Consider the following 19,713-nt stretch of genomic DNA (forward strand, 5'->3'; position numbering starts at 1 on the left):
ATAAACGTCATACGCCAAAATTCCCCCCTTTCCAGTTACCAATGAACAATTCCAAATTGCCATCTTTGTCATACATCGAAATTTCATTATTTTTTTGAATCATAGAGCCCTCACCATCTGATCCATATACTTCTGAAATTCCATTGGTTAAATCTATACGTGAACCTGTTCGCTTTACTGGGTCATAGTTTTTAGAGCGCATATCACTTCCAATAACAATTTGTTGAATTGTTGCCTTATTAATAAGCGCATCACTCATTACAACTTGCCCGTTAACCACAACAAATGCAGGCTCTAACTTGCCGTTCGATGGATTGAAAATAACGAATGTATCGGCACTGAAACCTATTTGCGTAACAACTTTTCCATTTTTGACCGTCGCACCCATCATCATTTGTGCTTCATAGTACTGACCATTGAGCATAACCGCTGATTTGATGCTAAATACCGATGATGCATTTCCCTTATGATCAACTGAGGTCTCCGCCCGTTTTTCAATTTCCGCTTTAGTGTCCTTGATTTCGGAATGAATTAGCTCATTAGCGGCTGCTTGAGCCTTTTCATTGTCTGAAATCGCTTTTTCAATTTGAGTCACACGAGCATCGCTTTGTTCATACTGTGCATTCAACTGGGTAAACTTTTCAGCGTGGGCTTTTTCATTAGTCGCAATAAGTTTGTTGGTTTCAATGATGCTAGCCTTAATTACCCTTGCATCATTGCCTTGCTTCATATTTTGCACAGCAAGCTGTAAGAGCGTTTCCGCTTGGGAAGACTCTTTGTCTGTTTCTGTTTTTTGCATATGAGCAATATCAGCTTCATTCCCCTCAAAGCGACTGCTTGTTTTCTCCTCGTTTTCTGCAATGGTTTTATTAGTGTCAGCTATCGCATTAGTGTTTTTAGTTACCGCTGAACTGACGTTAGAAAGATCTTTACCTTGCTTATCAATGACCTTTCCTTGTTCATCGATTTGCTGGCCTTTCTCATCAATGTTTTTCTGTAACTGCGCACGAGTTTGCTCAGTGTGCTGGGTTTGGGCCTTATCTTTCTCAGCTATTGACTCAGTAACACGAACAAATGCGGCTTCCGTTTCTTCATTTAAAGCAGAAACTTTTTCGGATAACTTCGCTTGGGCTTTATCCAGTGTGGCTGTTGCTTCTTCCGTACGCTCAACTTGTGCCTTGATTTTGCGATTATCGTTACGGACTTTACTCACTTCCGCTGTAGTTTGAGATGTCGACTCAGCCTGTGATAATGCCTGATCTGCCTGCGTTTTACGTACCTGTGCAAAGTTAGCATGCATTTCTTCATAGATACTTTGCTGATTTTCTTTCGTTTCTGTTGTCGTTTCTTCCAAATTAGCAATAGCCGTTTTTTGAGAATCAACAACACTACTCACATCCGACAGTTCGCGCCCCTGTTTATCAATATCCTCCTTCAGTTGGTCATCACCCGCTTTAATATCCGCAGTGAGCTGCTCTCGGGTTTGAGCGAGTGCTTTATCTTGTTCAACTTGAACCTTTTTGATTTCAGTGATATTTGCCGCAGTATCATCAATATGCGCTTTAAGCTGAACACCCGTTTCTGCTATTGCTTTGTCAGCCGTCGCTATCGCTTTTTCATTCCGTAAAATGCTGGCTTCAGAGGTTCGCAGACGGTCAGTCATCTTGCTAAAGCTAGCAATGGTCTGCATAGCCGTTTCGGCTTGGGCTATTTCCTTGTTTGTGTTCGCAATTTCCATGCGAGTAATTGCGCCGTAGATGTCACCAAACTCTGCAATTGTTGACTGCTTGAACTCGGCTTGTGCTTTTTCCAGTGTTGCAGTGGTTTTCTCAACCGTTGTGATACGCCCTTTGGCTGCGTCAACTTCCGCTGTTACTTGGTTGATTTTCTCCGCTGTGGCTTCTTCAAGCGTGACTTGGGCATGTTCAACGCGAAGAATCGCAGAAGTGTTGTGATCCACTCTAGCACTGATTTGCTCTTGAAAACGCGCTGCTGCAGCATCTTGCTGTGCATTAACTTCTTCAAGTCGGAATATTTTCCCTTCGGTTCTGACTGTCTCACGCTTGAATTCATATCGTAAGTTCGTTGCATAAATTTGATTTTGCAATGTTGTTTCATTAACGATTGCTAAATCGGTATTAAGGCTTAATACCTTGTTATCGATCTCAATTGTTTTGCTATCGATATCGATAATCTCATGCTTAATTTCAAGCTGTTCGAGTGCAATATCTTCAATTTGAGATTCCATTCGTTTACCAGCTTCAGTACTGAGAAACTTATCGCCAACCGCTTCAAGAATCCCCTCAACATCAGTTGATGATTCACCTAAAACAAGGCTTGTCCATGCTGATTGATTACCGCTTTTATCCACCAGCCTTGCACGGAAATAGAAACGTACGCCCGCTTTAAGACCAGACATGCGATAAGATTTCAGAGGATAAGGTACATCCGCCAGTAACTGCATAGAATCAGCGGTGTTTTCGGGGGAATACTGTAGCTCTGTTTTCAGAGAATCGCTGGTATTTACATCAAAGCCCCAGTCCAATGTGATACCCCAAACCTCTGATGTCGCCCGCAAGTTAAGTGGCGCTGGTGGATTGCCTTCTTTACCGTTGAGTTGGGCTTCTTCCGCACTGGTCCACACGCTGGAAATTTCTGACGCATTAATTGCCCGCACGCGGACCTGATAACGCCCCGCATAAATGCCATTGACTTCAAAACCCAGTGTCGATGTACGTGGGGCATTTATCCAGTTACCGTTATCTCGACGCCATTCGGCTTCATACGCAATCGCACTCTCAGCGGCTTCCCAATCAACACGCAATGTGGTGAATGCAATACCTTGGTCTACTTGAGAATAGGAAGAAATACGCACGTTTATAGGTGCTGGCTGCACATTGGGTGGAATAACCGTAATTGGCCGTTCATCAATACGCGCCCCTGAATCAATGTGGTCATAATTGTCAGGGTTATGAATGGTACCGTTAATAGTGTAAGTATTGTCAGCATTGTCACTGATATTAATCACTCTATACAGTTGTACGGCTAAATCGTCAGAATCCACTACCCAAACGGCTTCTTTTTGTGGTACCTGCGAATATTCAACAGAAACCGTCACCACTTTTTTATTCACCGTCGTGACCGTCCGCCCCTCAGAACCGCCATGGGGTAAATTAACAATTAAACGGTCACCCGCTTTAATTGAGGTCGTTCTGTCGAGGGTAATTTTACGGCCTTCGACTGTTGAAATACGACCACCCGTATTGCGCCCTGCAAGTGATGAATCAGCAACAGCGATGATATGACCAGGAGAAGGTATTGCTCCCTCTAACCCCGTCGCAAAGGAAATCATGCGGTCATTGGCATTGGTTAATAATGCCCAGCGTCCACGGCGATTGGCTTCGCTTCGACGGGTACACCCAATAGCGGATAACTCCACCTTACGCACAGTCTTGTAACGTCGCTGAAGCTTTAAATCGACTACGGGCTCAATATCATCATTGCTGTGGTTATTAATATCCGTAAAAGAAACCAGTGCTTGTGTATAGCGATTCTGAGTACTGCCGCCTGAATAAGAGGGTTTACCGCCCACAATATTCGCATTGGTAAAAGTACGGAAAATACTGGCTGGCATATCAGCAACCGCTTTGACTTTATTGTCCGCCCAGAACGTCATACCACGGAAAATTGCGGCGATATCACGCAGGACGGTATAAGCAGACTCTTGCGATTGAATATACACATCACACAAGAAACGGGGCTCTTTACCGTCACCACCATGTCCATCTGGGACTAATTCGTCACAATATTGTGCAATTTTATACAAATCCCATTTATCAATTTGTGACGCCTTGATACGGTCACCACAGCCGTAACGGTTATTGAGTACCAAGTCATAAAATACCCATGCTGGGTTATTCGTTGCAGCCAGTTTAAACGTTCCATCCCACACACCCGAATAGGTCCGATTAATGGGGTCATAATTTGTTGGTACCTTAATCAACAAGCCCCCTTGTGGGCGCACACTGACTTTAGGAATACGGTTATTAAATTGACGGGCATTAAAGGTAATGAATAACAGAGCCGTATTTGGATACCGCAATTTGGCGTCTATCACTTCCGCAATCGCGGCGATATTAATCCGATCCGCAATGCGTGCATTATTCTGGTTTTTCGTTAAACGGCGAACACGAACTTGCCAACCTGTAGAAGCCTTGGGTAAATCAATACGATGCGTTCTTGGGTACTCGCTGGTGGTCTTACCGTCAAAGGCGGATTTAACCACGTCTTTATAGCCAGCACCATCCGTGGAAAGCTCAATGACATAATCGACACGGTAACCTGTGGTGTCGCCGTTATCGTGCTGTTGGAGAAATTGAGGCGCAGACAAACGAATGCGGATCGCCGATAACTGGGTATTATTAACCGTTCTTACATATGGCTGGTCGTCTTTTAACTCCATCCCCACCGCAATTTCATTATCAACGGAAGGGATACCTTGAATATATTCCTGATGTTCACTACCAGAACGAAATTCCCACGTCACACCGTCAAAGTTTTTAGAGCCATCCGCATTACCGATTGGGGTATCATCAAGAAAAATACACGTATCATCTAACCCACCAGCAATTTCCCCTTCAGAAATAGCAAGCAGTAACTTTGCCGTTGATTCTGCTAATAGACTATCTTTTTGCTCTACGGGTGTCCGAGGTTTGGAACTCCCACCTTTCGCGCCTTGAATTCTCATATTTCACCCATAAAAAAACCACCCGTAGGTGGTTAAGTTGAATTACTGTTGTGTTATTCCCAGTGCTCATCGCCCGCAACTAAATTAAGTGCATAGAATATCGTTTTCTTTTGTTCATCCGTGAATGTGTGCCACATTTGCTGCAATTCAAGTGGTGCATAGTTTCGCCAACAGTGAACTTTTTCTCGCTTATCCCAGTGTGGCTTTTCCCAGTCACAACCTTCAGCAGCGAAATCGACTCGACTGCGAACAATGAATGTCATTGCTGATCCTCCGTGTATATCCCCGCAGAGATAATTGCGCCGCCGATTTCACGGCGACCGAGCCCGTAAAGTAGTGGTACGGGATTGCCTTGGGCTGTGGTATTGACTGCGCCACCAAAAGCATACGATGGTTTATTATCCGCATCTTGACGCATTGATATTCCGCTTGGCTGAGGTGACAACATTTGCATTACGCCACCAATCGCCGTTGCCGCCCCAGCCAGAGCGAGTGCGCCCCCCGCAAAACCGCCAGCACCAAATGCTGCCCAACCAACAGGCCCCATCATCATAGCGGCACCAATCATGGCCACACCTAAAATAGTCTGAAAAAAGCCACCTCGCTTGCTGCCTTTAATTACTGGTGCGATGCGAATATCTTCGCAAGTATCAAGATGTAGCTCATCTTCAGCAATATTGCGCTTACCTTTAAATACGGCAAACTCCAGCCCTTTAAGATGTGCGTTCGCAAGAAATTGCTCAAATCCATCATAAAGTACGGATAATGCTTTTATGGCTTCACGAGGGGAATCAATCGCTAATTTGTGTTCTCGCCCAAACTGGGTACCGAGTTGGCCATAAAGGCGTATCGTTTTAAGTTCAGTCATGCTAGCTCTTTCCTCCGAACAATTTTTACCGTCCGATCCCGCCAATAATCGCTGTAGGGAACACGTCGACTCAGTTGACCATATAGATGATGAAATAACATACCGTCAACTATCACCCCTGCATGGTTGGGAACATCGGCTTGCACTTGCATAATCACCATGTCACCTTCTTTAGGCTCACCAGTGGCGTCGACAAAACCCGCTTTCTGGTAATTATCCATATACAAGTTTTCACCTTCTTCCCACCAGTGCCTATCGACGCTGTAGTTATGCAGCTCAATGCCGTGAGCCTGTCGGTAGTAGTCCATAATTAAAGACCAACAATCCGCATGACCCAGCACAAAGGGACGTCCTTCTAGCTCACGCTCTGCTCGAGGCTGAATGAGTCGAATATCACCTTCTGGCCATGATGCGATAATCCACGGTAACCCCATGGCATCACACTGTAGCTTATCGATTTCAGAGGGTTGAGTCGTCACACCATCACCACAGTGACTATGCACAATCGCTATCAAATCGCCCCAATCTTCGGCAGTGGCATAATCTTCAGGGGAAAGTTCAAAATGTTCGTTAGGGTTATCGGAAAGGTTACTGCAGGGGAAGTATTTTTTGACTCGGCTTTTTTGGCAAATAACACCACAGGCCTCTTTGGGATATTCCGCTTGTACATGCTGAAATATCGCCTCGGTTAATTTCTTTGTGATCATCGTATTAATCCTGCTGCAGGGAACCCTCCAAAGTCCAAAGGCTCATTCTCACCAAAACGTTTTTTACAATCACTGATAAGCCCACCACATTTATCTAACGATGGATCATCGACAGGCTCACCCCGTTCATTGAAGTACTTATTGCCCGTATAGTTACACCCTCGACCGCTCCGATAATCGCCTTTCATACACCAGTAACACAGGTTATGTATCTGGCGAACGGGTATCATCATCCCTTGCAAATCGAATGGGCTCGATAGTTCAAACCCAACGGATCCACCAGCAACTTCACTAATTTTTTGGTCAATGTAATAAACTTGAGAAAAGAACTCATCAGCATTAGCCATGGCGTTCCCGTCTGGAAAGTTTTTAGCATCAAGGTAATGCGAAAAAGTTTCATAAATAGTGACTTTCGCTTGTGCCATATCGTCAAAACGCAAACACAGAGATGAAATTAATCCATCAATATTAGACACTCTCAGTGTTGGTCTTGCGGGGCTTCCATCACTATTTTTTGCCATCCCATCTAATTCATAAGGCCATGCACCATATTCGTTACCTTGCCACCAAATTGGCTTGGGTTTTATGTTATCCCCAGCGGCATCAATTTCTTCTGGTGTATGAGGGATATTGTAGGCATGAAAGCGAAGAATAGGTGCATCAAATTCACTACCATCAACTTCTATTAATTGGACTTTATTACCTGGCTCTAGTTTTTGAATGTCTGAGGTTATATTCATGCGCTAAATGCCTGTTCAAATGTTGCAGTGATAGTGATCATGCTGCCACCAATAGGTTTCAATGTGATGGAGTCGGCCTTTACTCGATACAGCCCTTTTTCCCCGAAAGGGGGCGTCCATATAAATGATTTTGTCGCGTGCTGCCGAATAAAAGCAAAAATGGGCATAACTTCTGTTTTTTGCCCCGTATAAGTAAATGGCCATAACTGAGACTCAGTGTTAATGCCATCGCCAGAAACCTGTTTGTAACCATCACCAAACTCAACTTCTTTTACTCGGTGGCGAAACTCGCCTGTTGGCGTCTCCTGTATTTGAGTGCGCCATTTAAATACTTCAGCCATGGTTTTACCTATAAAAAAGCCACCTGCTGGTGGCTGTTATTTACCGTTTATCTTTCGAGATAAATTTGATGCGGGATTGCGAAGCAGTTTATTAACACCCGTTTCTACCATTTGTTCGAATTCGCGCGCCACGGCACCATTACTAATTTGGCTTGATGAGGCTTGCTGCTGAGAGTTACCAAAATTAAAGTCCCCCATACTAATATGGACTTGAGGTCCGCCAGCAGGTTGCATTCCATACATACGCTGAACAGGTACATTCGCCATAGGATGATTGTTTCCAACGTACCCACCAGAAGCATAACCCTTTTCGGCACTTTTCATTAATGACATTAGCGAGGTAATACCTAAACGACTTGTGGCTTCTTTTGTGAAAACAAACTCACCTTTATGGACAACGCCTGCTGGTTCGTGCTTGTCACCTGACCCCGTAAAACCGCCACGCGCAAAGCCTGGCTTAATACCTAAGAAGTTACCAAAGCTAGTGCCGCCAAATGCAGCTGTCATCGCCTTTAGTGCTGCAGCCTTTATCAGCATATCGGTAACCATCCGAGCAAACGAACGCCCAAAATCACCAAAATTAGCCTTGCCTGTCATAACCCAATCTGTAAGAGAATTAGTCATCCCAACAAAAGCAAACTGCGAGGCTTGAGCGACTTTTCCATAAGTGTTGGTTGCGTCTTCTTCAAACTCCGCAAAACCCTTCTTGATACCGTCACGCCAGTTTCCCCGAAGTTCATCTTCCTCACGGTAAAACTCTTCTAACTTGGCTTTTTGCTCAGGTGAATCCGCCTTTTCTAATGCGATATTACGCTGGTATTGTCTATCGGTTAATCCTGCACTGCCTTTTAAAGCCTGAATACGATTTTCAATCTCTTTAATACGTTTAGCTCTTTCCTCAAGCAGCTTGTTTTCACGGTTTTGCTTTTCTAAAGCATCACCTTTAACTGCAAGTTCTCGCTGGCCAGACAAAATAGACTCACGTCGCATTAGCAGTGATTTTTCATCAGCCGTTAATTGACGCTCACCTTTTTTAACAATCCTATCCAAGATAGTGAATTGTGCCTCAGTAAGCATAAGTTGCTTACGTTCATTACTCACAATGCGGTCACCTGTTTGTGAGAAATCACGAGCCACTTTTGTTTGCGCCTCAAGTGCTAAAAGCTGCTTTTGGAGATCTTCATCGTGGCGGGTGCCATAATCAGGGCGGTATTCCTTACCTTTTGGAACACGCTTATCCTTGAATTGTTCCTCAATACCCTTTCTTGCGGTATCAATATCACTTTGCTTCCAGAGTGTTGCAACACCTTCTTTAGCTAGTTGTTTATTCTGCTGTATTAATTTATTAAGCTCTTTCTCTACTTTAGCTCGCTTTTCTGCTGGGGTTAATCCACTTTCGACAAGCTTATTAAAAGTCTCTTGATTTTTAATAGCTCGTTCTTGATCTGCTTTAGATAACCGCTCTCGCTCAGCTTTGAGTCCTTCTGCAGCCACCGCTTTATCTACAAGCTCGTAGGCTTGTTTTTTGAGTTCAACTTCACGCTCAGCTTCTTTTAAACGCTCTGCATCTCTCCTTATGCTCGGATTATCTCCTTTGTATCCTTCGCTATAGCTTAAATTTTGAGCTCGCCTTTTGTACTCTTTTTGCGCTTCCTGTAATTCAGTAAAAGCGGTCTGCCTTTCGAGTGCAAGACCAGGGTTTCTACCCACACCTAGCATAGCATCCCAGCCTTTAGTCGCTGCGTTCTCAATCCAATTCCACGCACGCTCTAAAGTACCAAGGTTATCCACGATAGACATTGAGCGCTGATTCATTGCCTCGGCATAGGCTTTAGTTGCAAGTTCAGCCGCTTTTTCCGTGCGGCCTTGCGCTTCTGCTGCCGCAATTTGCTCATACTGCTTAGCGGTTAAAAAATGCAACGAGTTATTTAACTCTGTTACCGCTTTAACTGGATCATCTTTAAGACGTTTAAAGTGCTCAATCGTTTTATCGATATCCTGCCCGACTGCTTTTTCCATCTTTGCAGAAATATCAGCAACAATACCGACTTGATTGCCTGAGAATGCACCAGAACCCACCACTTTCGCTAACGCATCGGCCATACGATATTGCGTAATGCCATTACCAGAAAGCTGCTTAGCCAATGAATCAAGTTGCGAAGCTGTTTTTCCTGCATAGCTCCCCGTTAAAATAAGTTGCTTATTGTACTCAGTGAATTCTTGGGATCCTTTATAGGTAGCTATCGCCAGTGCGCCTGCTGTGCCCACCAGCCCAAACATCGCAATGCGCATTGGTGTAATTAATGACAACACCGCTTTGAATGAATTTCCAACGCCACCAAAGGAATCTTTTATTTGCCCACCTTGCTGAACCATGACCAACCAAATAGGCATGCCTGAAGCCAAAGAGGTCACAATATCAGTCATTTGCATTGGCAATTGACGCATAGCATTACGATACTGCCCTAATGTAATAGCACCATTGCGGTAGGCCTGATCTTGCTGCTTTAACTTCGCTAAATACGGTTCTGCCTGTTGGCTCACACCTAATTGAGCCGCTTTCATTTGCAGCAATTCAGATTTTGTTTTACCTATTGCGTCCGCTTCATTTTTTAACGCTTGAATAAAGCTTTCTTTGGCTTGAGCCTCCCTCGCTTCTGTGGCCGCTGCTATTTGTTGCTCTCTGGCTAACTCTCTTGCCGCTTGAGCTGCTTGTTTTTGCTCGGAAGCCAGCCTTGCCGTGCGTTCTTCCTGCTTTTTCATCTGGGTAATGATGGGAGCAGCTTCTTTTGAAATCCCCATCTGAGCAGCTTTGTACGACAACATTTCTGTTTTACTGGCACCATACAGAAAAACTTGCTCATGCATTTTTCGTAGAAAGGAATCCTTTAAAACAGAAAGCTCTTTTTCAGCGACAGATAATCCACTGGTACGATTGGTGATATCTTCAAGTAATGCCTGATACCGCTCGGTATCAATATTGCCTTTTTGGTATACTTGGGTCAGATTCTCTCTGATTGCGGTCAGTTTTGCTGTTGAACCCGATACTTTTTCAATACTTTCAATTTGCCTCGCGAACGAGTCAGCAACTTTTGTATTACCTGATTCCGTCTCTCTTACCGCTTTTTTAATCTGATTTTCCAGTATGGAAAAATGTACGCCGCTAATTCTTCCACTTTCATACTGGCTATTCAGTTTTTTCAGGATTTCTGCAAATTGATTGCTCGCATCACCCGCTTTCTTTATGGATAGAATTTGGTCTCGCAGTGATGAGGCATTTTCCTTGAACTTCGCATTCATGTTATCAACAGAGATAACCGTTTCTCTTTGTATTTTGGTTAACTCAGAAATAGAATGGGCTGCTGCCTTGTGTGCTGGTTCAGACTGTTTAAACGTGCTATTTAACTCATCAACGGATTGATCTGTCCTGCTGGCAGCTTGTTGTAAATCATTTAGCGCTTTAGAACCTTTTTCGAGTTCGCTAGTGCTGACCTTAAATGAAATACTGGCTATTTCTTGTGTCATAACTTTCCTCGGGTACAAAAAAACCACCCGAAGGTGGTTATGTGTGACTGTGGATGATTGTTACATCAACCATTTTAGTTTATTGGGTTCGTACTTAAATTGCATCATGCCTTTGCCAAATACAGGGACTTCTATGTAGATAGTTCGTGAATCGGCTAAATCATTTGCAAATTTAAAAGCGCCAATTATTGAAGCCTCAGATTGTCGAACTTTATCAACTTCGACAAGCAGCTCTTTGATTTTATGATTATTAATCTTTATAAGTCCTGAACACAGCTTACCCAATTTGCAATCAAAGTCACCACCTTCTAGTTCAAAATGGAAATCATACACCTCTTGATTATTTTGGCTTTCAGCTTTAATTATTAACTTCACACCTTCGTTTTCTTTTTCAGGTGCTAAACTTGCAAAGTATTGAGTAGTTCCTCGCATTTCATCAACTTTCTCAGAATACTTCCAGTCAGCAGCAGCCCCAAATCCAACAGAGCAAAGTAAAAGTCCTAATAATAGTTTTCTCATCTATCCATCCCACCTGTTAGTTTCAGTAATGTTAGCTTAGCGAGGATGCAAATTGAAGCAAACAAAAAAACCTGCCGTAGCAGGTTGGATACATTAATAAATTGTTCAGAGTAAATACCTATACCATCAATGGATACTCATCCTCAATCTTCTCGGCTAAACTTTCTTCTTTGTCATTCTTTTTATTATTCACCATTGATAATAGACTTTGTGTTTCTCTGTATTCTTTTGCAATGGCGAATTCGTCAAAACTAGCATCAAACCCTAATTCTCTGACTTTCTTCTCTATTGATGATAACGGAACATTAAAGAATTCTTTTCTATTATTCACCATGTTAACGCGATGATTTATAAACTCTTGGTGTAAGCTAGTTTCTAATGCTGGCGCATCATCAGAGTATATTAACGCATGTATATCGAATTTAAATGGAACTGAAGCCGACCCTAACTCATTTACCCTTTCTTCAGGTTCCAATCTACGAGTTAAGCCAATTTTATAGATATTCTCACCGAAAGCACCAATATTAGATATAACATAAACGTGCCCACTCCTAGTAAGTTGAGCTTGTGATTTTGCTCTTTCTGATAACGCTTGAGCTTCAGCTAACTTACTTTCTAATTCTGCTATTTTAGACTCGATTCTCTCTTTTTCTTCAGCATTAGCTTTTTCGAGTTCTTTTCTCGCTTTCTCCATTGCCTTTTGGAAATCTTTTTCTGCTTTTTGTTCTTCTTTTATAGCTTTTTCATATTCGCGCTGAGCCTTTTCCTCTTCTCGCTGAAGCTCTCTCTCCTCACGTAAAATATCTTTTTCATCTTGAATTTTTTGTTCTTTTTCATGAGTTAACAGAATTTCTTCAAGTCTGACAGCCAGGTATTCACCAGTGATTCTAATTCCAACTGTTTGCCCAAATTTGTTTAATGACTCAAATGCATTTTCAACGCGCTTAATTAATTGCTCAACATTGCCAGCCCTAACCTTTGCCAGCGCTGCATCACATTCACTATTGAAAGCCCTAACTAACAATTTTACATATTGCTTAGTCATTCTCTTACCTTCAGACTCACTTCCATTAACAGTCCAACCAGAAGGCGTGTAGCATGCATCATTACTTCTAATTAATCCTTTTTGTTGTTCTTTATTTATTAATATTGCTTCTTGATAAGCTATAGAGTCATGGTAATCAAAACGAGGCTTATAGATTCCAAAGTCAAGCATTTCAGCACTATCATTAACCAAAGCTAGCTTTTCGGTTAGTGCAATCAATTGCTTACGCTTTTCATTGTAGTTTTCCTTCAAAATCAGTAGTTCTTGTTTTTGGTTATCAATTTCTACTTGTGATTTATGCTCCCTACTTTCTATTTCGTTAATTTTTTCTTTGATCTCTTCATCAATAGCTCTTCTTTTTTCTGCCACCTCAGCATTAATTTCATCTCTAGCTATCAGTTCATCAGTTTTAATTTTTTCTAGCCTTTCTTTTTCTTCTTTTAAGGCAGTGTCTAAAATCTTCCTAGCCTCTTCCTCGGCATCATCTATTGGCTTAAAACGCAATAATTTTAATTCATAATTTCTCTTTTCTTTGTGTTTAAGTGCAATAACAATAATAAGTGCAATAAACAAAAGCACTGCAATACCTATTGGTACTAAATTCATTAGCGCATCCTCCATAATTAGTTATCTACATTTAACCATTTGTTTTAGGGAAGGCGTTACTGATCTTATTTACAGCAAGGAGGGATATAACAACTCAGAGGGTTCATGTGTTCTAAATTGTAACTCGTTACAACCCACCAGCTGGTGGAAAATAAAATTAGAGCAATAAAAAACCCACCGAAGTGGGCTAATCTGATTTAAATCTGAATATCGAACAGTATTCAATGCCTACTCGCTCTTTGCAGAGTTGCCTTGAATCAAAATCTCTTGACCAATTACACAACCAACTGTCCAATTCATCAAGCGAATATTCTTTGGTTGCTAATCCGCGAGCCATTTCTACCACTTCATCCTCTGGGGCTGTTAGCTCATAGCCATTAAGCAATAAAAAAACGTATCCCGCCATCATGGCAGTTCGTTTGTTAGCATTGGCAAAAGGATGATTTTGTATCAGACTTTCAATTAATACCGCAGTAAGAACAAACATGTCATCTGTCTGTTCATAATATTTCACTTGGCTGGGTCTTGATTGGGATGAGCTAAGGTTATTGAAGTTCAATACTTCGATTGGCTCATTGGGAGTTTGCAGCTCTATCAATATTCTATTGATGTTTATTAGATCATCAGTAGATAGATAGTTAATTCCTTCAACAAACTCCCCTGTGATATTTATCACTCACTATACCTTAGCTAATTTTTCCATGGCTTTTTCATAGCGAGTGAAACCAAAGTCAAAAGCATTCTTGACTTGATTATCATGATTTCCTTGCTCGCTCATGGCAGCTCTTGGTGCTGCAATTTTACTTTTGTCACGAGCAGGTATATTTAAGCGATTAGGCTTTTGCAGTGCGTGACCCATATTAACCTCGTTATAAACCAATGAGTTATAAATTGCATCTAGGTATACGATCCGTATTACCTGTGGTTATAATGTAAGTTAAGTTACATTAAGTCAATAGCGTTGCTTGTATTTTACATTGTCATACGTATAATTCGCGCCCCGCGAGATTGCCACGTTCCACTTTGTGCTGCAATAGAAAGCTATTGTTCAATGCAAATCTAAACGTTAAATATCGCTGCACAAACAACTGTATAAATAAACAGATTTGATTATTTAGGGCATTGTAAGCCCTATTTTTTATGGAGCAATTCTAACGCTTTTGATTCCATCAGTTGAATATCTTTAATCACGGTTGCCAGATCACAAATACCGTAAGCACTGGCCAGCATGGGGATAACGTTATAATCAATCCCAGTAGGACCGTCCATACTGACCCGCCATTGTGTTGATAGCGCTTGGAATAGCGTGACTGAAGCTTCAATATCTGGGGTAACCTCAACATCATTGTCATCAAGATCCCCCAGCAAATCTAATTCAATCGCTGACAGTGGCTTACTGTAAAGTGCCTGCGCAACCGCTAGGAGTTTTTTTCCCGAATACCTAAGAGCGCTTGGCGATAGGACGTAAAAATTTCGAAAGCTGCCCCTGGGTAGTTATCGAAAAATTCTGCCACGTTATCTTGGTTAAACTCGCGATCTTTGAATCCCCACCCTTTCGCAATTTGAAGCAAAAATCCTGTATCGGTTAGATCGTCCGCTTTCCCCATCTCATCCAGTTCACTCATTTTTTTGTGAACGAATACAAACGGTAAATCACCTTGCTTACCGTCAGGTGTTGTGATTTTGACGGTATGTTCAAATGTCGGTGTTGGGTTATAGGTTAACTTAGCCATTATTCGCCTTTTCATTAATTGTAATAACTGAATTGACTGTCACACCGTCAACAGTGGCAGTGATAGTCACTTTGCCCGCGGCTTTCAGTGTGACTTTACCTGCGGTATTCACAGTCGCTTTTGCGGTATCAGAGCTTTTCCATGTCGCATTCTGATTAGATGCATTAGCAGGTGTTAAGGTGAGGTTGAGTAAAATCGCCTCTCCCACAACACCTGTGGCAATCGGTTTATCAATTGTGAGCTCAGATACCGGGATTACTTTGCGTGGGCGTAGACAGACTGTTTAGAACGCAAAGAGAAGCGAACGGTCGTTGTTTCAATTTCGTTCACCGCCGTATCAGGGATTTCTTTATACGAGGTCGATGCCAAATAATAGCGATCTTGCTCAGCACGTTTATTATAAAAACGCACAGCCACCAGCGATTTACTCTCATCATAACCCAGTAATAAAGCATGATGTTTAGCATCGGCGTTATAGGCTAATGTGTAAGTAATGATGTACGGGTTCTTAAAGGTGTCAATGCTGATTGCCTGATCATCTTCAAGAAACTGAATGCTGGTGGACTGCTGATCGCCCCCTTCAATACCCACCGTCGTCACACGCTTGATTTGCGTCCAACCCGTGACCTTCTTGATAGTGCCTATTGCTTCTTCTGCTGGATATTTAGATTTATCCGTACTGTCAAAGCCTTCAATGGTGATATTGCTAGCTGCAACCGTTTTAACCCGTTTAGGGCCATTTAAATTACTCCAACTGTCACTGATGATCACAATATCACCCGCTTTAATATCGCCCGCGCTTGCAACAGTAAGAACAACCTCACTGGCATTCGATGCGGCAGTAATCGCGATTGCTTCACCATATCCACTGGAAACCGAAACAGTAGAACCATTAGGAATGCTATATTCCGCCATAATGAACCTCTTTATTTATGCATAAAAAAACCGCCAGCTGGCGGTGTTATCGAACTGAATCACATCGATAGGATGTGCGTATGGGAATGGTGTAGTGAGTATCCCCCACGAGAGGGGGTAATTGATTTGGCTCACTGTTGAGATAAAGGGTTTTGGTCAATGTGAGTCCATTTTCCAGCTGAGTTTTAATGTTATCCGCAATCAGGCTTAAGTGTTCGTCACCGCTCCCCACCTTACCCACAATATTAATTTGAATGACCCCTTTTAAAATCGGCATATCGAGCGCTAGCCCCATATTCTCCGTTGCCGCTGGCAAAATATGCATTTGCAGATAAGGGGAGTTAATCTCATCAAAAGCCATATTAGGCCATGCCACCTTTAACCCCACTTGCTTCGCAATTTGAGCCACCAGCGCACGTATTGACTGATTAATTTCGGATTGCTTCATGATTTCACCTCAGCCATAGCCTCTCTAAAGAACTGACTCACATTCTGTGCAGTGATAGCCACCATGCCATTCGGGGCTTGCTTTGAATGGCCCATTTCTAACGGGTAAGCATAGGGCACATTATTGGTAAAGTAGATAGCACTCATTCCTACCTTGAAGTGCTTAATGACGTAATTTCCCATAGAGACGGTCATTCGGCCTGATTTATCAATTCGTCCTGTCTCACCGTCTGCAGGTGTATCAAACGTCACTTGCCAGTTACCCCGAAACCGCCCACCGGTATAACCCGGAGGGGCTTTGATATCCATGGAATCATTGACACGAACGCGTTTTTTTAGCTGACGTTTCTTCGGGGTAAGGTTATTAGGGTCTTTCCTAAGTTCTTCATTGTGTTCAAATACTGCTTGGTTATAACTGACTGCCGTCTGGTTGACTTCCCAGAGTTCAGGATTACCGACAGGTGACATTTGAACCAGCTGAGCCAAAATTTTAAACCCTGTTTTCTTAACGACCGCTTCCATATCTGCTTGGGCACTATCAACAAACAGGTTAATTGAACGCATAAATGATTGTGACATGTCACGCCCTCAATTGAGATTGATAGCAAATCACGAGTTCAGCAGGTTGAATCGGGTTAGGCTCTTGAACACGTAACCACACGCCGTCAACGAATACCCGATCCCCTTTCTGAATAACCGAGGCGGGTGAAAAGATCATTTTGATATCCGTCGCCAGAATAAGCGTCCCGTCAATATCATGGGGTTTGTATTGCACCTTAACTCCTGTGGCAAGAAACTCGGTTTCAGCCTCGTGGTGCTCTTTTCCCGTCTCATCATCAACCCAATGCTTGCCATCCCGTTTAACTGGGTATGAAGCACCGTATTTCTTCAGCATTCGCAATGCTGTGTGGTGACCACGCTGATAGATATTCATAGCTACCTCATTGCAAACGTATTAATGGCGAACCCCTCAGAGATATCAATCAAGCCCGATAACAAACCTTTCAACCAAGCGAAATTCGGTGCGCCGGTATTGGTGCCTTCCGCGTATTTCAAATCAATTGCACCCTCAATACGTTCCGCAATGATTTCCCCGCCTAAAGTGGGTTGCAGGTCGTTTTCTTGAGATTCAATCGCTAAGCGGCATTGGGCTTGGATAACTTGCTGAGGGATAACCTCACTTGAAACCGCAATACCATCGCGAATTAATCCCGTACGTGGAAAAGAGAGCAGCTGATGAACATCGGTTCGTTTACCTAACCACTTTTGGGATTCGAGATAGTCCATGGCCACAATGAGCAATCCTTCTAATCCCTCATTAGGTAGCGTTAACTGCCTTGCTGAAGCATAGGCTTTTAAATCCGCTACGCTAGCATAGCTGTTAAAGGTCAGGGAGGTTTTATCTGAATCAATCATAAGTCCCTCAAAATAAGAAAGGGGCATTACACCCCTTTAAGTTATTCACCACTTTCAGGTGGCTTAGCCATAAATGTAATTTCATCCGTTGACTGAGTCACTCCATCGACTGTTGCCGTGACAATGAATTGACCTTCGGTATCCGAGGTCAATTTGACTGTCGTGCCACCCGCTTTGCCCGTCTTAGAGGATGTTACGCTCAAATTACCCCCCGTTGTTGACCAATTAACGGTAGCTCCCTCAACTGGCGAGCCCCCCTTGGTGTAATTGAGTGTAACGGTCACAACATCAGCACTGTCAGCGATAGCGGACGTTTTATCCGCTGACAGAGTTACTTTCCCGCTTCGGTGGTCAGTTTGATCATCACCCCAGCCGTCATCTTGTCGCTCTTAAAATGCTTCTTCCAGTTGCCTTCTGTACCGAGTTTGGTTAAATCAGGGTTCTCACCCTTAGTTTCATCCCAGCTATAGCCTAGAACACCCACATTTACTGTGCCCTCACCACGATAGCCAATTTCCAAGTTTTCCTTATCATTAATGTTAAATGAGCGGAAAGTTGGCTCTTGAGATTCGGTGATAGTCACCGCACCAGGAACAAGACCAAAAATAGCATCCACTGGCGCGGTATCTGTCACGAGAACAGGTTTCCCCAGCGTGCCGGGCTGACCACCATAGATAACCACACCCGCTTCTTCATACACTTTGTTATCAATAGCCTGATCAACAATGTCAAAATAGGTCGTTGAGTGCATGACAAACAAATTAACACGGTTGAATTTATCACCGTATTTACGTAACCCTTTGGTCAGTGTTTTCTTACCGTCGGTGGCAATATCTGCCGTGACAACCATTGCTTTATTATTCCCGATAGCTGCTGCCAATGCCGCCAGCGAGTATTTAATGTAACCCTCTAAGGAAGCATCTGCCGCATCGGTACCCACCAGCTCTGAGAACTCAGAGACATCGCGACCACGGCGTTTAAATGCCTCTTCGGTTGTTGCGTAAGGACCGTATTTCCACGGCGCTTTAACATCAACCGATTCACCCGCACCGATCTTTTTACTATCCACTTTTTCCGTAGAGTTAACATCACGGTGCTCAATGGAGCCGCCGATTTGATAGAAAGCACGTTTACGAAAATCACCTTCAATAAACAGGTTATCCAGTACAATGGCCCCATTCGATGCTTGGTTGAATACCGCTAAATTATCTTGGCGACGCTCTAAGAACGCAGTTTGTGCCAAATCGTTATAAATCACTAAATCACTATTCACTGTTGCTGTCATTGCTGCCTTTCCTTACTCTTTTGGAAGTCTTAAATAAGTGTCACGACCATAGCGGCGAATATATTCAGCCTTTTCGCTGGCGGACATTTGAGAACGTTTAAGGTGTGCACCACCTTGCTTATGTTTCCCTGCGTCTGTACCTGATGCGGCTGGGAATAAGTGCGGTGCGCTTTCTTTCAGGGATTCAATCCATTCAATAGGGGATAGCTGTGTTCGGCCATCTTTGCCCATGATTGGATTCCCATCTTCATCAACCGCGACGGCCTGACCTTCGTCATTGATTTGAAAAATGCCTTTGGCACGTAGAATTAAATCTTCTTGCGCACTGCTTAATGCGCCAGCTTTACCCGCCGCTGAACGAATTTCATCGCCCAACACACGTGCGCGGAATTTATTGGCAAAAGCTTCTGCTTTTTCCACGCGGGCATTAGCCTCTTTTAACTGCTTATCTGTATCGCCACGCATACGCTCGGTACGCTTATTGATGACCTCATCAATTTTGCCATCTGCAATGAGTTTGGCTTCTTCGTCATTTTCAAAGCGTTTAAGCATCCCTTTCACCGTGTCGGGATCAATACCATCAAAGCGCTTCAGGTTATCGCCTTGCTCTTTGATTTTGCCGAGTAACTCGGTGTTCTTGGCTTTTAGTCCAGACACTTGCTGGTCGATAAGGGTTTGAATTTCAGGTGTGATTTCGGGTGCGCCACCAGCACCGCCCCCTTTATCCTCTCCACCAGCCTGTGAATAGTATTTGCGTTCGATATTCATAAATAACATGTGATTCCCCTTGGGATTGAATGCGCCTAGCGCGTTGAGTTA

At 43.1% G+C, this 19,713-nt stretch carries 22 protein-coding genes; all 22 read right to left on the bottom strand.

Features of this window, described 5'->3' with window-relative positions; translation table 11 throughout:
* Positions 1-7: 7 nt before the first annotated feature.
* A complete protein-coding gene (gene gpJ / locus ABWP91_RS12605) occupies positions 8-4,747 on the bottom strand; it encodes a TipJ family phage tail tip protein (RefSeq protein ID WP_353243571.1) in 4,740 nt (1,579 codons plus the stop codon).
* Between the two features lie 53 nt (positions 4,748-4,800).
* Positions 4,801-5,010 carry a recombinase RecA gene (locus ABWP91_RS12610; RefSeq protein ID WP_219248165.1) on the bottom strand — a complete coding sequence of 70 codons (210 nt, stop codon included), beginning with the start codon at positions 5,008-5,010 and terminating at the stop codon, positions 4,801-4,803.
* The gene (locus tag ABWP91_RS12615; protein ID WP_272538535.1) at positions 5,007-5,615 is read right to left on the bottom strand and encodes a tail assembly protein; all 609 of its coding nucleotides are present in this window, start codon (positions 5,613-5,615) and stop codon (positions 5,007-5,009) included. The genes ABWP91_RS12610 and ABWP91_RS12615 overlap by 4 nt, the downstream gene beginning before the upstream one ends.
* Positions 5,612-6,322 (bottom strand): NlpC/P60 family protein, encoded by a 711-nt coding sequence (locus ABWP91_RS12620; protein ID WP_353243572.1) that lies wholly within the window; start codon positions 6,320-6,322, stop codon positions 5,612-5,614. Before ABWP91_RS12620 ends, ABWP91_RS12615 begins: the two co-directional genes overlap by 4 nt.
* On the bottom strand, positions 6,319-7,062 hold the full coding sequence (locus ABWP91_RS12625) for a phage minor tail protein L (RefSeq protein ID WP_353243573.1): 744 nt from the start codon (positions 7,060-7,062) through the stop codon (positions 6,319-6,321). The genes ABWP91_RS12620 and ABWP91_RS12625 overlap by 4 nt, the downstream gene beginning before the upstream one ends.
* Entirely contained in the window at positions 7,059-7,403 is a 345-nt protein-coding gene (locus tag ABWP91_RS12630) for a phage tail protein (protein WP_353243574.1), read from the bottom strand. Before ABWP91_RS12630 ends, ABWP91_RS12625 begins: the two co-directional genes overlap by 4 nt.
* A gap of 36 nt (positions 7,404-7,439) precedes the next feature.
* Positions 7,440-10,928, bottom strand: coding sequence for a phage tail tape measure protein (locus ABWP91_RS12635; protein ID WP_353243575.1), 3,489 nt, complete (start codon positions 10,926-10,928; stop codon positions 7,440-7,442).
* A gap of 60 nt (positions 10,929-10,988) precedes the next feature.
* Complete coding sequence (locus ABWP91_RS12640) at positions 10,989-11,447, bottom strand: hypothetical protein (protein ID WP_353243576.1); 459 nt, start codon at positions 11,445-11,447, stop codon at positions 10,989-10,991.
* A gap of 118 nt (positions 11,448-11,565) precedes the next feature.
* Positions 11,566-13,098, bottom strand: a complete 1,533-nt coding sequence (locus ABWP91_RS12645) for an SNIPE associated domain-containing protein (RefSeq protein WP_273827098.1) — start codon at positions 13,096-13,098, stop codon at positions 11,566-11,568.
* Positions 13,099-13,285: 187 nt separating this feature from the next.
* Complete coding sequence (locus ABWP91_RS12650) at positions 13,286-13,765, bottom strand: type II toxin-antitoxin system death-on-curing family toxin (protein ID WP_272573259.1); 480 nt, start codon at positions 13,763-13,765, stop codon at positions 13,286-13,288.
* A gap of 12 nt (positions 13,766-13,777) precedes the next feature.
* The gene (locus ABWP91_RS12655) at positions 13,778-13,957 is read right to left on the bottom strand and encodes a hypothetical protein (protein WP_006657771.1); all 180 of its coding nucleotides are present in this window, start codon (positions 13,955-13,957) and stop codon (positions 13,778-13,780) included.
* Between the two features lie 272 nt (positions 13,958-14,229).
* A complete protein-coding gene (locus tag ABWP91_RS12660) occupies positions 14,230-14,466 on the bottom strand; it encodes a DUF1799 domain-containing protein (RefSeq protein ID WP_273827097.1) in 237 nt (78 codons plus the stop codon).
* A 50-nt stretch (positions 14,467-14,516) separates the two neighbouring features.
* Positions 14,517-14,831, bottom strand: a complete 315-nt coding sequence (locus ABWP91_RS12665) for a phage tail assembly chaperone (protein WP_211889258.1) — start codon at positions 14,829-14,831, stop codon at positions 14,517-14,519.
* Complete coding sequence (locus tag ABWP91_RS12670) at positions 14,824-15,087, bottom strand: Ig-like domain-containing protein (RefSeq protein WP_272573260.1); 264 nt, start codon at positions 15,085-15,087, stop codon at positions 14,824-14,826. Before ABWP91_RS12670 ends, ABWP91_RS12665 begins: the two co-directional genes overlap by 8 nt.
* The gene (locus tag ABWP91_RS12675; RefSeq protein WP_353243577.1) at positions 15,087-15,746 is read right to left on the bottom strand and encodes a phage tail tube protein; all 660 of its coding nucleotides are present in this window, start codon (positions 15,744-15,746) and stop codon (positions 15,087-15,089) included. Before ABWP91_RS12675 ends, ABWP91_RS12670 begins: the two co-directional genes overlap by 1 nt.
* 46 nt (positions 15,747-15,792) lie before the next feature.
* A complete protein-coding gene (locus ABWP91_RS12680; RefSeq protein WP_353243578.1) occupies positions 15,793-16,194 on the bottom strand; it encodes a phage tail terminator-like protein in 402 nt (133 codons plus the stop codon).
* Positions 16,191-16,772 carry a hypothetical protein gene (locus ABWP91_RS12685; RefSeq protein WP_353243579.1) on the bottom strand — a complete coding sequence of 194 codons (582 nt, stop codon included), beginning with the start codon at positions 16,770-16,772 and terminating at the stop codon, positions 16,191-16,193. Before ABWP91_RS12685 ends, ABWP91_RS12680 begins: the two co-directional genes overlap by 4 nt.
* 1 nt (position 16,773) lies before the next feature.
* Complete coding sequence (locus ABWP91_RS12690; RefSeq protein WP_349479836.1) at positions 16,774-17,127, bottom strand: hypothetical protein; 354 nt, start codon at positions 17,125-17,127, stop codon at positions 16,774-16,776.
* Between the two features lie 2 nt (positions 17,128-17,129).
* Entirely contained in the window at positions 17,130-17,609 is a 480-nt protein-coding gene (locus ABWP91_RS12695) for a DnaT-like ssDNA-binding protein (protein WP_349479837.1), read from the bottom strand.
* A gap of 41 nt (positions 17,610-17,650) precedes the next feature.
* Entirely contained in the window at positions 17,651-17,893 is a 243-nt protein-coding gene (locus ABWP91_RS12700; RefSeq protein WP_432652533.1) for an Ig-like domain-containing protein, read from the bottom strand.
* Between the two features lie 47 nt (positions 17,894-17,940).
* Complete coding sequence (locus ABWP91_RS12705) at positions 17,941-18,894, bottom strand: major capsid protein (RefSeq protein WP_349479838.1); 954 nt, start codon at positions 18,892-18,894, stop codon at positions 17,941-17,943.
* A gap of 12 nt (positions 18,895-18,906) precedes the next feature.
* Positions 18,907-19,671, bottom strand: coding sequence for a hypothetical protein (locus ABWP91_RS12710; protein ID WP_196718798.1), 765 nt, complete (start codon positions 19,669-19,671; stop codon positions 18,907-18,909).
* Between the last annotated feature and the right edge of the window lie 42 nt (positions 19,672-19,713).

Source organism: Providencia sp. (assembly GCF_040396775.1).
Lineage (GTDB): Bacteria > Pseudomonadota > Gammaproteobacteria > Enterobacterales > Enterobacteriaceae > Providencia.